General features: G+C 65.0%; 14 protein-coding genes. 13 read left to right on the top strand and 1 reads right to left on the bottom strand.

The window, feature by feature from the left end; genetic code table 11:
• Positions 1-6: 6 nt before the first annotated feature.
• Entirely contained in the window at positions 7-1,773 is a 1,767-nt protein-coding gene (locus tag CAL12_RS25845; RefSeq protein ID WP_086067224.1) for a M61 family metallopeptidase, read from the bottom strand.
• A gap of 127 nt (positions 1,774-1,900) precedes the next feature.
• Between CAL12_RS25845 and CAL12_RS25840 the strand changes: the two genes are divergently transcribed.
• The 13 genes from CAL12_RS25840 to CAL12_RS28345 all read left to right on the top strand — a co-directional run bounded on the left by CAL12_RS25840 (position 1,901) and on the right by CAL12_RS28345 (position 14,455).
• Positions 1,901-2,677, top strand: a complete 777-nt coding sequence (locus CAL12_RS25840; protein WP_086067223.1) for an enoyl-CoA hydratase — start codon at positions 1,901-1,903, stop codon at positions 2,675-2,677.
• Between the two features lie 162 nt (positions 2,678-2,839).
• Complete coding sequence (locus tag CAL12_RS25835) at positions 2,840-4,393, top strand: DUF1254 domain-containing protein (protein ID WP_086067222.1); 1,554 nt, start codon at positions 2,840-2,842, stop codon at positions 4,391-4,393.
• Positions 4,394-4,535: 142 nt separating this feature from the next.
• A complete protein-coding gene (locus CAL12_RS25830; RefSeq protein WP_306437105.1) occupies positions 4,536-4,985 on the top strand; it encodes an ATP synthase subunit I in 450 nt (149 codons plus the stop codon).
• A 66-nt stretch (positions 4,986-5,051) separates the two neighbouring features.
• Complete coding sequence (gene atpB / locus CAL12_RS25825; RefSeq protein WP_086067221.1) at positions 5,052-5,933, top strand: F0F1 ATP synthase subunit A; 882 nt, start codon at positions 5,052-5,054, stop codon at positions 5,931-5,933.
• Positions 5,934-6,042: 109 nt separating this feature from the next.
• Positions 6,043-6,285: a F0F1 ATP synthase subunit C gene (atpE, locus tag CAL12_RS25820; protein ID WP_003815363.1), complete on the top strand. Its 243-nt coding sequence runs from the start codon at positions 6,043-6,045 to the stop codon at positions 6,283-6,285.
• Positions 6,286-6,468: 183 nt separating this feature from the next.
• Positions 6,469-6,939 (top strand): F0F1 ATP synthase subunit B, encoded by a 471-nt coding sequence (locus tag CAL12_RS25815; RefSeq protein WP_086067220.1) that lies wholly within the window; start codon positions 6,469-6,471, stop codon positions 6,937-6,939.
• Positions 6,940-6,951: 12 nt separating this feature from the next.
• The gene (locus CAL12_RS25810; RefSeq protein WP_086067219.1) at positions 6,952-7,491 is read left to right on the top strand and encodes a F0F1 ATP synthase subunit delta; all 540 of its coding nucleotides are present in this window, start codon (positions 6,952-6,954) and stop codon (positions 7,489-7,491) included.
• Between the two features lie 41 nt (positions 7,492-7,532).
• Positions 7,533-9,074 (top strand): F0F1 ATP synthase subunit alpha, encoded by a 1,542-nt coding sequence (gene atpA, locus CAL12_RS25805; RefSeq protein ID WP_086067218.1) that lies wholly within the window; start codon positions 7,533-7,535, stop codon positions 9,072-9,074.
• A gap of 105 nt (positions 9,075-9,179) precedes the next feature.
• Positions 9,180-10,079, top strand: coding sequence for a F0F1 ATP synthase subunit gamma (gene atpG / locus CAL12_RS25800; RefSeq protein ID WP_086067217.1), 900 nt, complete (start codon positions 9,180-9,182; stop codon positions 10,077-10,079).
• Between the two features lie 76 nt (positions 10,080-10,155).
• Entirely contained in the window at positions 10,156-11,556 is a 1,401-nt protein-coding gene (atpD, locus tag CAL12_RS25795) for a F0F1 ATP synthase subunit beta (RefSeq protein ID WP_086067216.1), read from the top strand.
• 9 nt (positions 11,557-11,565) lie between these two features.
• The gene (locus tag CAL12_RS25790; RefSeq protein ID WP_086067215.1) at positions 11,566-11,991 is read left to right on the top strand and encodes a F0F1 ATP synthase subunit epsilon; all 426 of its coding nucleotides are present in this window, start codon (positions 11,566-11,568) and stop codon (positions 11,989-11,991) included.
• Between the two features lie 196 nt (positions 11,992-12,187).
• A complete protein-coding gene (locus CAL12_RS25785) occupies positions 12,188-13,357 on the top strand; it encodes a PepSY-associated TM helix domain-containing protein (protein ID WP_086067214.1) in 1,170 nt (389 codons plus the stop codon).
• Positions 13,358-13,516: 159 nt separating this feature from the next.
• On the top strand, positions 13,517-14,455 hold the full coding sequence (locus CAL12_RS28345) for a hypothetical protein (RefSeq protein WP_086067213.1): 939 nt from the start codon (positions 13,517-13,519) through the stop codon (positions 14,453-14,455).
• Positions 14,456-14,504: the final 49 nt, after the last annotated feature.

The raw sequence follows: 14,504 nt of genomic DNA, 5'->3' as shown, positions 1-14,504 counted from the left end.
CGGAACTCAAGCGGCGCTCAAAACGCAATCCAGGGCGGATTGGGCGGCCAGCCGCACGCGGAATGCCCGCAGTTCGTCGCGTCGGAATACGTGGACCGTCACGGTATCGCCGGGCCGGTACTGGGCCAGCAGCACCTCCATGCCCGCGGGCGCATCCACCCGCAGGCCGTCGATGGCCACGAGCACGTCGCCGGCGGACAGCCCGCCCTTGTGCGCCGCGCCGCCTTCCAGCACGCTGGCGAGCGCCAAGGCGTCGCCCTGTTTGCGCGTGCGCACGTCCAGGCTGGGCAGGTTGGAGGAAGGCTTCCATTGCAGGGTGATGCCGTGCTCCGCCAGGAGTTCGGCCAGCGGCGGATCGGCGCGGCCATCCGCATGACGCGCGAGGTAGGCACGCGCATCCACGCCGGTGGCTTCGCGTACCAGCGCCGGCAGGGCATCTTCCGGGATGCCGGCCGGCGACCCGCGATAGAAGTCTCGCCCATAGCGCCGCCACATCAGCCGCATGACGTCGTCCAGCGTGTGCCGGCCGCCGCTCTTGCGCCGGATCGTCAGGTCCAGTCCCAGGGCCACCAGCGCGCCCTTGGTGTAATAGCTGACGATGGCGTTGGGCGAGTTCTCGTCCTGCTTGTAATACCGCGTCCAGGCGTCGAAGGAGCTTTCCGCCACGGACTGCTTGGCGCGGCCGGGCGCCCGCGCCACGGACGTAATGGTCTTGCCCAGCAGGCGCAGGTAGTCGGTACGCGTGATGGTGCCGGCGCGCAGCAGGAACAGGTCGTCGTAGTAAGAGGTGAAGCCTTCGAAGACCCACAACAGCCGGGTCAGGGCCGGGCGCGCCAGGTCATACGGCACGAACGCGGCCGGCTTGATGCGCTTGACGTTCCAGGTATGGAAATACTCGTGGCTGACCAGGCCCAGGAATCCCCGGTAGCCCTCGCCCTGGCCCGTCTGGCCCTTGACCGGCAGGTCCTTGCGGGCGGCCATCAGCGCCGTGGACGCCCGGTGTTCCAGGCCGCCGTAGCCGTCGCCGGTCACCATCGTCATGAACACATAGCGGTCGCTGCTGTCCAGGAAGGGCGCGCGGCGCGACTGCGGTTCGAAGAAGGCGATCTGCGTTTCGCAGATGCGCTGGACGTCCCGCGTGATGCGCGCCAGGTCCAGGCGCGGGATGACGCCCGTGAACACCAGTTCATGCTCGGCGCCATGCGCGGTAAAGCGCGCGACCTGGGGCGTGCCCATTTCCACCGGGTGGTCGATCAGGGCGTCGTAGTCGGGCGCGCGGTACAGGCCGTAGCCATGGCGCCGCGCGGCGCCCTTGACGCCGCGCGCCTCCGGCAAGCTGGTATAGACCTTCCAGTTGTCGATGCCGGGCGGCGGTTGCAGATCCACCAGGCAGGGCAGGTGGGATTGCCCGTCCACGCAAAGGAACACGCTGGTGCCATTGAAAAACCCGTGGGTTTCGTCCAGGTGCGCCCCGCGCACCGAGAGGTCCCAGGCATAAACCGTGTATTCCACGGTCAAAGGGCCCACCACGGGCGCCGCTTTCCAGGTATGGTTGTCGGTCTTGGCCACCGGTACCGCGCGTCCGCCCGCATGGGCCCGTAGCGTCTCGATCTGGCGGGAAAAGTCGCGGATCAGGTAGCTGCCGGGTATCCAGGCAGGCAGGCTCAGCGACTGGCCGCCCGGGTCGGGCGACTCGATCGTAAGCACGATATGGAAACGATGACCCGCCAGGTCACGGGGTTGCAGGCGGTAAATTACGGGGTGCGGGTCCATTGTTCCGATAGCGCGTCATCAAATGGGCGCATTCTAATGGTTAGACCCGTTCCAGGCCCGAGGCGCGGCGTTTGTCCCGCCGTCCGGCCCTGGTTGGCCTGAGCATTTTTGACCACAGGAGACATCCATGAGTGAATCGCTGGTTCTGATCGAGACGCGCGGCCGCGTCGGTTTATTGACGTTGAACCGGCCCAAGGCCCTGAACGCCTTGAACGATGCCTTGATGGATGAATTGGGCCAGGCGCTGCTGGCCTTCGAACAGGATGCCACGATAGGCGCCGTCGTCATCACCGGCAGCGACAAGGCCTTTGCGGCGGGCGCGGATATCGGCGCGATGAAGGATTGGTCATACATGGACGTGTATGGCACCGACTACATCACGCGCAACTGGGAAACCCTGAAACGGGTCCGCAAGCCGGTGATCGCCGCGGTGGCGGGTTATGCGCTGGGTGGCGGCTGCGAACTGGCCATGATGTGCGACATCCTGGTCGCCGCCGACACCGCCAAGTTCGGCCAGCCGGAAATCAAGCTGGGCGTCATTCCCGGCGCGGGCGGCACCCAGCGCCTGCCGCGGGCGGTAGGCAAGGCCAAGGCCATGGACATGGTGCTGACCGGCCGCATGATGGGCGCGGAAGAAGCCGAGCGCGCCGGCCTGGTGGCGCGCGTCGTCCCCGCGGACAAGCTGCTGGAAGAAGCCATCGAGGTCGCCACCGTCATCGCCTCCATGCCGCTGCAGGCCGCCATGATGGCCAAGGAATGCGTGAACCGCGCCTTCGAGGCGCCCCTGAACGAGGGCATGCTGTTCGAGCGCCGCTCCTTCCACTCCCTGTTCGGCACGCCGGACCAGAAAGAGGGCATGGCGGCCTTTGTGGAAAAGCGCAAGCCGAACTTCCACCACCGCTGACCGTGCAGTTACGCCCTGATACGATCTTGCAGAGGATGTATCAGGGCACACGCCTATTCTTGGGGTTCCTACGAACGAAGGCGGGGCCTTTGGCCTGGTGCGGATGAGCAGGCGCGCCGGTTGCTGACGGGCCCCGTCCGGCAACAACAAAGGAGCCCATCCATGCGCACTGCCCCCCATTCCGCCAAATGGCGGCTGGCCGCCCTGGCCTGCATTTTCGGCGTCAGCGGCATCGCGTCCGCGCAATCTCCCCAGCCCACCCTGCGGATGGTGTCGCAGACCCCCGTCAGCGCGCCGGCGCCGCTCGCCCCCATGACCGCGCAGGAGCTGCACGACACCGCCGTCGACGCCTATGTCTACGCCTATCCGATGGTGTTGATGGAGCTGACCCGCCGCAACACCACCAGCGTGGCTTCGCCGGCGGATGGCAAGGCGCCCATGAACCAGTTCGGGCACAAGACGTCGTTTCCCGACGCCGGCACCCCCAATGCGCGCTGGCCCAACACCGATACGCTGTACTCCAGCATGTGGTACGACGTCAGCAACGGTCCGCTGATCGTCCGGGTGCCGGACGCGGGCCAGCGTTTCTATGTCCTGTCCCTGCTCGACATGTGGACGGACGTCTTCGCCTCGCGGGGCACCCGCACCAACGGTGGTGGCGCGCAGACCTTCGCCATCGTCGGACCTTACTGGAACGGCACCTTGCCGCCGGGCGTCGACGTCGTGCGCAGCCCCACGTCGATGGGCTGGGTGGTGGGCCATGTGCAGTCCATGGGCCAGCAGGATTATCCGGCCGTCAACCAGTGGCAGGCCAATATCGCGGTGACGCCTTTCGTCGCGCCGCCCCCCGCGCCGGTCGCGGGCCGCCCCGCGGCGCCGGGATCGCTGACTCCCATGTATGCCAACCGTCCGGGCCCTCAGCCGATCACGCCCATGCCCTTGCCGCCGGCCTACACGCCGACCACCCAGGTGCCGCCCAGCTCCGCGCCGCCGGTGGAGCAGGTTGCCGCCATGGACGCCGCCACCTTCTTCGGCGTGTTCGCCGACGCCGTCCGCAACAATCCGCCGCACGCCAATGACTATCCCATGCTGGACCGCCTGCGCCGCATCGGCCTGGGCACCAGCGCGCCGATGGCGTTCTCGCAGCTGGAGCCCGCCGTGCAGCAGGCCCTGACCCAGGCTGCCCCGGAAGCCGGCCGCCGCATCGCCGACTATGTCAGCCATCTGGGGACCGGCATCAACGGCTGGAATACCGTGTTCGGCGGCATCGGCACCTACGGCACCAACTATCTGCGCCGCGCGGCCGTGGCCTACGCGGGGCTGGGGGCGGGCCTGCCGGAGGACATCCTGTATCCGGTGACGCTGATCGACTCCGACGGCGACATGCTGACCGGCGATGACGACTACGTGCTGCACTTCGACAAGGGGCAGCTGCCGCCGGTCAACGCGTTCTGGTCGATCAACCTGTACGGTCCCAACCAGACCTTCGTGGAGAACCAGGCCCGCCGTTACGCGATCCGCAGTACGGATAACCTGCGCTACAACTCGGACGGCTCGCTGGATATCTACATCCAGCGGCGCGCGCCCAGCCGCGACCGCCAGGCCAACTGGCTGCCGACGCCCGAGAGCGGTCCCTTCATGCTGAACATGCGGCTGTACTGGCCGCGCGATATCGCCCTGGACCAGCAATGGGCGCCGCCGCCGGTGCGTGACTGACGGTAGAGGAAGCTGGTATCGGGGGCGGGCAACCGCCCCCTTTTTTCTGGGCGCCGCTCAGCGTCTTGTCAGCCTGGTCCATTTGCGACCCAAGCTGAATTCCAGCTATACTCCAATAGTTTGACGCTTGCGGGATAGCATCGTGACTGGGTCGTCCGAGGACGGGTTCGAAACTGAGCCGACCAGGCTGGTGCTCAGTGCGGAACAGCAGGCCGCGTTGCGTGCGAGAACAAGTCGAGGGCTGGGCAGGGCCGTGTTGGCGCAGTGCGTCATGGCGGTACTGGCAACGGCCATCGCGTGGGGAGTAGCGGGGACGGCGGCGGGTATTTCGGCGCTGGTGGGGGCGGGGGCGTATCTAGTGCCAAACACTTTGTTTGCGCTACGGTTGCTGCTGGATACTCACCGGCCGGGCCAAACCAATCCGTTCACCTTCTTCCTGGGCGAAGCGTTCAAGCTTGTCGCAACGGTATTGCTGTTGTGGCTGGCGGTGCGCCTTGGGGGCGACAGGATAGTCTGGCCGGCCATGCTGGTTGGCCTGATCTGTACGCTGAAGGGGTACGTGCTGCTCTTGATGTTCGGCAAGTTGTCGTAGCGACGCTACTAATCGTTCAAAATGGCTGGCGTGACGCGCCAGCGACAGCAAACAGGGTAGGGAATAATGGCTGCTGCCAGCGGCGTGTCGCCTCAGTCCGAATACATCCAGCACCATCTGGTGCACTTCAACAATATTGGCGAAAAGCAGACCGCGATCGCCAATTTCGGTGTCATCAACTACGACTCCCTGTTCTGGTCCATCCTGATGGGCCTGGTCGTGGTGTTCTTCCTGTGGCGCGCCGCCCGCCGCGCGACCACCGGCGTGCCCGGCCGTTTCCAGATGTTCGTCGAGTCGCTGGTCGACATGGTCGAAGAGCAGGCCAAGTCCATCGTTCCGAACGAGGTCTCGCGCCGCTTCGTCTCGCCGCTGGCGCTGACCGTGTTCCTGTGGATCGTGATGATGAACGCGCTCGACCTGATTCCGGTCGACCTGCTGGCCACGGTCCTGCGCTGGACGGGCTGGGGCGCCCATCACGGCGACCTGCTGTACTACCACCGTATTCTGCCGACCGCCGACCTCAACGTGCCGATGGGCATGTCGCTGGGCGTGCTGCTGCTGATGTTCTATTACGGCCTGAAGATCAAGCACCCGGGCGGTTTCTTCAAGGACCTGGTCAGCGCGCCGTTCCATGCGCATGGCTTTGCCGCCGTGTTGCTGTTCCCCTTCAACCTGCTGCTGAACATCATCGAATACGCCGCCAAGTCCGTATCGCTGGGCATGCGGTTGTTCGGCAACATGTTCGCCGGCGAACTGATTTTCATGCTGATCGCCCTGCTGGGCGGCGCGTGGACGGGCCTGAACGGCAGCAGCATCGGGTTGGGTATCGGCCAGCTGCTGGCCGGTTCGATCTGGGCGATCTTCCACATCCTGATCGTGCTGCTGCAGGGCTTTATCTTCATGATGCTGACGCTGGTGTACATCGGCCAGGCTCACGAAGGACATTGACCGGTTTTTCGGCGTGGGTTCCGGCCCGCGCCGGGACGCAAGATCTTCTTGCATTGCGCTGTACCACTTCCAATCTCTAGACATTCAGATTTCTCAACAAGGAGTTGTCATGACCAACGTAGCTTTCGTTGCTCTCGCCTGCGGTCTCATCATCGGTCTGGGCGCTATCGGCGCTTGCATCGGTATCGCGCTGATGGGGGGCAAATACCTGGAAGCTTCGGCTCGTCAGCCTGAACTGATGAACGCCCTGCAAACCAAGATGTTCCTGCTGGCTGGCCTGATCGACGCGGCGTTCCTGATCGGCGTCGGTATCGCGATGCTGTTCGCGTTCGCCAACCCGTTCGTCGGTTAATTCGGCTGAGTCGTCAGTTGATGGCGCATGCCCGCCGGTGTCCGGCGGGTCGAAGAAGCCGGGGCCGGGCCTGATCCGATGCAGCCGCATGCCGCACACAGGCCTTGCCACCGGCAAGTATCGAGTGCTCGTTGGCGTTTCCATGGAAACGTCCGAGCCTTAAGGTGTTAAAGGGAAACGACCGTGAATCTGAACGCGACGATCTTTTTCCAGATGCTCGTGTTCTTCGTACTGGGCTGGTTCACGATGAAATTCGTGTGGCCACCCCTGACGAAGGCGATGGATGAGCGCCGCCAGAAAATCGCCGACGGCCTGGCCGCGGCTGAAAAGGGCAAGGCCGACCTCGCCCAGGCACAGGCGCGCATCAGTCTGATCGAAGCTTCTGCCAAGTCCGAAAACCACGCCCGCATGGTGGAAGCTGAAAAGCAGGCCGGCCAGCTGCTCGATCAGGCCCGCCGTGAAGCGGAAGCCGAACGCGCGCGCATCCTGGCGCAAGCCAAGCAGGACGCCGAGCTGGAAGTGCAGCGTGCACGCGACAGCCTGCGCGACGAAGTCGCCGCGCTGGCCGTCAAGGGTGCCGAGCAGATCCTGCGGCGCGAGATCGACGCCCGCGCCCATGCCGAGCTGCTGACCCAGCTCAAGGCCCAGCTTTAATCCGGAAACGTCATGGCTGAACTATCGACTGTCGCCCGGCCTTATGCCGAAGCCCTGTTCGCCGCCGCCTGCGACGACAAGGCCGGGCTGGACCTCTGGGCCGGCCTGGTGAATCAAATGGCCCAGGTCGCCGCCAACGCGGACGTCCGTGAGGCCATGGCGGACCCGCGCCTCGGGGATGCCGAGCGCGCCCAGGCCTTCGCCGGCCTGCTGCAAGGGGACGTACCGAAGGCCGCCCGCAATTTCATCGACCTGCTGGTCGAAAACGGCCGCCTGCTGTTGCTGCCGGAAATCGCCGAGCAGTTCGTGGCGCTGAAGAACCGCCACGAAGGCACGGCGCAGGCCAATATCACCAGCGCTTTCGAGATGACCCCCGAACAGGTCAAGGACCTGCTCAGCGCGCTGGAATTGAAGTTCGGCCTCAAGCTGAAGCCTCAAGTCACGGTCGACGCTTCCCTGATCGGGGGCGTCCGCGTGGCCGTCGGGGACCAGGTACTCGATACATCCGTGCAAGCCCAATTGGCCCGCATGCGCGACACGCTGGCGGCATAAGCCCATCGCCAGGCGACTAACAGGATTCCAGGAGTCTGAACATGCAACTCAATCCCTCCGAGATCAGCGAACTGCTCAAGAGCCGCATCGAGGGCCTGGGCGCTTCGACCGATATTCGTACCCAGGGCACGGTCGTTTCCGTGACTGACGGTATTACCCGCATCCACGGCCTGTCCGACGTGATGCAGGGCGAAATGCTCGAATTTCCCAACAACACTTTCGGCCTGGCCCTGAACCTCGAGCGCGACTCCGTCGGCGCCGTGATTCTGGGCGACTACACCGGCGTGTCGGAAGGCGACCAGGTCAAGACGACCGGCCGCATTCTGGAAGTGCCGGTCGGCCCCGAACTGAAAGGCCGCGTGGTCAACACGCTGGGCGAGCCCATCGACGGCCGTGGTCCGGTCAACACCAAGGAAACCGACGTGATCGAAAAGGTCGCGCCGGGCGTGATCGCGCGTCGTTCCGTGTCGCAACCGGTGCAGACCGGCATCAAGGCGATCGACTCCATGGTGCCCATCGGCCGTGGCCAGCGCGAGCTGATCATCGGCGACCGCCAGACCGGCAAGACCGCCGTCGCCGTCGACACCATCATTAGCCAGAAGGGCAAGGGCGTCACCTGCGTGTACGTCGCCATCGGGCAGAAGGCGTCGACGATCAACAACGTGGTGCGCAAGCTGGAAGAGCACGGCGCGATGGAATACACCATCGTCGTCGCCGCCTCGGCTTCGGATTCCGCGGCCATGCAGTACCTGGCCCCGTATGCCGGCTGCACCATGGGCGAGTACTTCCGCGACCGCGGCGAAGACGCCCTGATCATTTATGACGACCTGACCAAGCAGGCCTGGGCCTACCGCCAGGTGTCGCTGCTGCTGCGCCGCCCGCCGGGCCGCGAAGCCTACCCCGGCGACGTGTTCTACCTGCACTCGCGTCTGCTGGAGCGTGCCGCGCGCGTCAATGAAGAGTACGTCGAGAAGTTCACCAACGGCGCCGTGAAGGGCAAGACCGGTTCGCTGACCGCGCTGCCCATCATCGAGACGCAGGCGGGCGACGTGTCGGCCTTCGTGCCGACCAACGTGATCTCGATCACCGACGGCCAGATCTTCCTGGAAACCGACCTGTTCAACGCCGGCGTGCGTCCCGCCATCAACGCGGGTATCTCGGTGTCGCGCGTCGGTGGCGCCGCGCAGACCAAGGTGGTCAAGAAGCTGTCCGGCGGTATCCGTACCGACCTGGCGCAGTACCGTGAACTGGCGGCCTTTGCGCAATTCGCCTCCGACCTGGACGACGCGACCCGTCGTCAGCTGGAGCGTGGCAAGCGCGTGGTGGAGCTGCTCAAGCAGCCCCAGTACCAGCCGCTGCAGGTCTGGGAACTCGCGGTCAGCCTGTACGCCGTGAACAACGGCTACCTGGATGACGTCGAAGTGCCGCAGGTGCTGGGCTTCGAAAAGGCGCTGAAGGATCACCTGAAGTCCAAGATGCCCGAGCTGATCCAGCGCATCGAAGATACCAAGGAACTCTCCAAGGATGACGAAGCCGTCTTGGCCGCGGAAATCCAGGAGTTCAAGAAGCACGGTGCTTTTTAAGACATTTTGACTGTGACGAGGCCGGCGGGTGCCTAGCGCCGCGGCCGGCCGACCAGGCGGGGCAGCGGGTGCTGCCCACGCCGACCGTCTCACCAGGAAAGCGCAATGCCCGGAATCAAGGAAATCCGTACCAAGATCAAGAGCGTGCAGAACACGCGCAAGATCACCAAGGCGATGGAAATGGTCGCCGCGTCCAAAATGCGCAAGGCGCAGGAACGGATGCGCGCCGGCCGTCCGTACGCCACCAAGGTGCGCGCCATCGCGTCGCACCTGATGCAGGCCAATCCGGAATACAGCCATCCCTATCTGGTCGAGCGCGAACAGGTCAAGGCGGTCGGCGTCGTACTGGTCACCACCGACAAGGGCCTGTGTGGGGGCCTGAACACCAACGTGTCCCGCGTCACGCTGGCCAAGCTGAAGGAATTCCAGGAACGCGGCGTCAAGGTGCAGTTCACGGCGTTGGGCAATAAAGGCCTGGGCCTGCTGACCCGTATCAGCGCCAACCTGGTGTCGCAGGAAGTCGGCCTGGGCGACCAGCCGCAACTGGCCCGCCTGCTGGGCGCGATCAAGGTGCAGCTGGATGCCTATCTGGATGGTCGGATCGACGAGCTGTATGTCGCGACCACCCGTTTCGTCAACACGATGAAGCAGGAACCCATCTTCATGCGCCTGCTGCCGCTGCCCGGCGGCGACCTGGAAGATCCCTTCCATGCCGGCGAGCGCACGGCGGCGCTGAAGTCCGAGTACAGCTGGGACTACATCTACGAGCCGGATGCCCGCACGGTCATCGACGATCTGCTGCAACGTTATGTCGAAGGCGTGCTGTTCCAGGCGGTCGCGGAGAACATGGCTTCGGAACAATCCGCCCGCATGGTGGCCATGAAGGCCGCTTCGGACAACGCCAAGAAAGTGATCGGCGACCTGCAACTGGTCTACAACAAGACCCGCCAGGCCGCGATCACCAAGGAAATTTCGGAAATCGTGGGGGGCGCCGCCGCCGTTTGACGCCCGGTTCGACATCGTCACCGGCGTCCGCGGACGCGACATCCTGACAGGACATAGAGTTATCAAAGGAATCGACATGAGCAACGGAACCATCGTTCAGTGCATCGGCGCCGTGGTGGACATTCAGTTCCCCCGCGATCAAATGCCCAAGATCTACGAAGCGCTTTCGCTGACCGAAGAAGGCAACGCCTTCGCGGAAAAGGGCCTGACCTTCGAAGTCCAGCAGCAGCTGGGTGACGGCGTGGTCCGCACGATCGCGCTGGGTTCCAGCGACGGCCTGCGTCGCGGCATGGTGGTGGCCGCCACCGGCGCGCCCATTTCCGTGCCGGTCGGCACGGGTACGCTGGGCCGCATCATGGACGTGCTGGGTCGTCCGATCGACGAAGCCGGCCCCGTCCAGCACGAAGAAAAGCGCGCCATTCACCAGAACGCACCGCGGTTCGACGAACTGTCGCCCTCCGTGGAACTGCTCGAAACCGGCATCAAGGTTATCGATCTGGTCTGCCCGTTCGCCAAGGGCGGCAAGGTGGGCCTGTTCGGCGGCGCCGGCGTGGGCAAGACCGTGAACATGATGGAACTCATCAACAACATCGCCAAGCAGCACAGCGGCCTGTCGGTGTTCGCCGGCGTGGGCGAGCGTACCCGCGAAGGCAACGACTTCTACCATGAAATGGAAGAGTCGAACGTGCTGGACAAGGTCGCGATGGTGTTCGGCCAGATGAACGAGCCCCCGGGCAACCGTCTGCGCGTGGCCCTGACCGGCCTGACCATGGCCGAGAAGTTCCGCGACGAAGGCCGCGACATCCTGTTCTTCGTCGACAACATCTACCGCTACACGCTGGCCGGTACCGAAGTGTCGGCGCTGCTGGGCCGTATGCCTTCCGCCGTGGGCTACCAGCCCACGCTGGCCGAAGAAATGGGCAAGCTGCAGGAACGCATCACGTCCACCAAGACCGGCTCGATTACGTCGATCCAGGCCGTGTACGTGCCGGCGGATGACTTGACCGATCCGTCGCCCGCCACGACCTTCCAGCACTTGGACTCCACCGTCGTGCTGTCGCGTGACATCGCCGCGCTGGGTATCTACCCGGCCGTGGACCCGCTGGATTCCACCAGCCGCCAGCTGGATCCCCAGGTGGTCGGCGAAGAACACTACGCGGTCGCCCGCGGCGTGCAGCAGACGCTGCAGCGCTACAAGGAACTGCGCGACATCATCGCGATTCTGGGCATGGACGAACTGTCGCCGGAAGACAAGCTGGCCGTGTCGCGCGCCCGGAAGATCCAGCGCTTCCTGTCGCAGCCTTTCCACGTGGCCGAAGTGTTCACCGGCTCGCCGGGCAAGTACGTGCCGCTGGCCGAAACCATCCGCGGTTTCAAGATGATCGTGGACGGCGAATGCGATGCGCTGCCGGAACAGTCGTTCTACATGGTCGGCACCATCGACGAGGCCTTCGAGAAGGCCAAGAAACTGCAATAAGGATCCGGTATGGCTACCCTGCATGTCGATGTGGTCAGCGCGGAATCGGCGATCTTCACCGGCGAGGCGAAGTTCGTGGTTCTGCCTGGCGAATCGGGCGAATTGGGCATCCTGCCCGGCCACACCCCGCTGATCTCGCGTATCCGCCCCGGTACGCTGAAGATCGTCCGCGAGGACAACAGCGAAGAGAACGTCTTTGTCGCCGGCGGCATTCTGGAAGTGCAGCCGGGCAGCGTCACGGTGCTGGCCGACACGGCCATCCGTGCCGCCGACCTGGACGAAGCCAAGGCTGAAGCCGCCCGTCAAAAGGCGCAAGAAGCCCTGCGCAACGCCAAGGACAAGGCCGACATCGCCGTCGTGGAAGCCGAGCTCGCCATGCTGGCGGCCCAGGCCCTTGCGGCGCGTCGCCTGAAGACGCCTCACCGCGGGCATTGATCCGCGCCAGCGCGCCGGGCGGTGCCCGGCCTCGGAACGGATAGACGATGCTCACAAAAAAGCCAGGCTATGCCTGGCTTTTTTACGTCCAGGGCCGCCCCGCGTCCGGTACTCCCAAATGGGTACAATAGTGAGATAGATTCTTATTACTAACGACGCATCCACGGCACGCGGGGGCCTTTTTGGAGTTCGACAGATGGGGAAGCTGTCCATCAAGACCTGGTTCGAAATACACAAGTGGAGCAGCCTGGTCTGCACCGTTTTCCTGCTGCTGCTCTGCCTGACCGGCCTGCCGCTGATCTTCGCGCACGAAATCGATCATTGGCTGGATGATGCCAAGCCCTATGCCCAGGTCGAGCCCGGCACGCCGCGCGCCAGCCTGGATGGCATGATCGCCCACAGCAAACGCCTGTTTCCGAACGAAGGCATCGAATACCTGTGGATCGACGATGACGATCCGCAGGTCGTCATCGGCATGAATCCGCAGCCGGGCAACCAGGACCTGGCGCACCGGCTGCGCTTCGATGCCCATACGGGTGAGATGTTGAAGCACTTCCCACCCGCGGAGCAGGAAGGCCATGGTTTCATGGAGATCATGCTGCATCTGCACGTGGACCTGTTCGCCGGCCTGGCGGGCGAACTTTTCCTCGGCTTCATGGGCCTGCTGTTCTGCGTGGCGGTGGTGTCGGGCGTGGTCCTGTACGGACCCTATATGAAGAAAATTCCCTTCGGCAGCGTGCGCGGCGAGCGCTCGGCGCGCATCAAGTGGCTGGACCTGCACAATCTGCTTGGCGTCGTGACGCTGGCGTGGGCGTTCGTCGTCGGTTTCACCGGCGTGATCAACGAGCTGTCGACCCCCATGTTCAAGTATTGGCAAGGCACGGCGATGCAGGCGCTGCTGGCGCCCTACAAGGGCAAGACGAGGCCGCAACTGGCCGAGCTGAGTTCGGTGGATGCCGCATACGACACGGCCCGCAAGGCGCAGCCCGGCATGACCGTCAATACCGTCACTTTTCCCGGCAATCCCTATGGCAGTCCTTACCACTACGTGGTGTGGCTGAATGGCGATACCGCCTTGACGTCGCGACTGTTCAGCCCGGTACTGCTGGATGCCCGCACCGGCGCCCTGGGCACCCAGGTCGAAATGCCGTGGTATCTGCGCGCGCTGGAAGTGTCACGGCCGCTCCACTTCGGGGATTACGCCGGCATCCCCTTGAAGATCATCTGGGCCGTGCTGGACCTGATCACCATCATCGTGCTGGGCAGCGGCCTGTATCTGTGGATCGCGCGGCGGAAATCGGCGGCCGCGCGCATCGCGGAACTGGAGGCGCGGCACAAGGCCTGGGCGCAGGGCGCCAAGGCGTGACAGGGCATGCGGCTGATGCGGGCCGGCGTATGCGGTAGTTTCCGTGCACGTGTCGCGCGGGTAAGCCCCTACGTATAAGCCGCAGTGTGGACTTTGCGGATTGCCGCCGCGCCACGCGCTATTTAGCCTTGCTGCTTCGATGGATACGAAGGAGTGGCAATGCGCGAGACGCTAGATTGCGGCGTGCTCATGGTGCCGGCGCACGCCGGCTGGATGGATGCCTGGATGCAGCGGCATGCGGGCCAGACGACACGGTTACGCCTGCACGCTGTCGCGCTGGACGACAGCACGCTGGTGGCGGGCGCGGACGGCATCGCCACGGCTTGCCCCGGCGCGCAGGCCGCCGGACACGTCCTGGCGCGGCTGGCCCTGTCCCTGCGCCGCTTCGATGCCTGCCTGTTGCCGATCACACCCGATACGCTGGGCTGGACGCGCATGGCGCTGTCCTGCGCCGGCGGTGGCCTGCACACCCCGCTGATCGGGCTGGCGCGCGGGCTGAAGGCCGCCGCCGTGCAGGACCTGCTGATGCTGGGCATGAAGGACTTCGTGCGCGATCCGCTGTGCCCTGAAGAGCTGCGGGTGCGGGTGGACCGGGTGGCGGGCGGGGATCGCGCCGCCCCGAACATTGCCTCGAACGTTGCCCCGAACGCCGATCCGAGCGCCGTCCCGCCGGCCAAGTCGTGGCCGCCATCCCTCGCCATGCCCAGGGCAGTGCGGGAGCCCATGGCGCCGTACTACGAAACCGGTCCCGTCCCGGCCGCGATCACGCGGGCCGCGCGTGCCGCGACCATGGCCCTGGGCCTGGGGGACGCGCGGCCGCGCCTGCCACGGGAAGCGCTGGACAGCGGGCTGCTGGCCATCCAGGCGGCGCCGCGCGTGCATCCCGACGAACCCTTCCGCATCGCCAAGTCGCGCGTGGTGGACAGCTTCGAGCGCGATTACGTGCGCACGGCCCTGTCGCGCCATGCCGGCAACGTCGCCCGCGCCGCGCGGGCGTCGGCCAAGCACCGGCGGGCCTTCTGGGCGCTCATGCGCAAGCACCATATCGACGCGGCACCATACCGCTCCCGCCAGGCCGGAAACGAGCAGTCGGACTGAGGGAAGCCCGCCGGGTAAAATCGGCAGCTTGGATTTTTCGAGGAAAGCC

The sequence above is a fragment of the Bordetella genomosp. 8 genome (assembly GCF_002119685.1).
Classification (GTDB): Bacteria; Pseudomonadota; Gammaproteobacteria; order Burkholderiales; family Burkholderiaceae_B; genus Bordetella_C.
The sequence above is the reverse complement of the archived record's forward strand: the minus strand, read 5'-3'. Positions and strand labels throughout refer to the sequence as shown.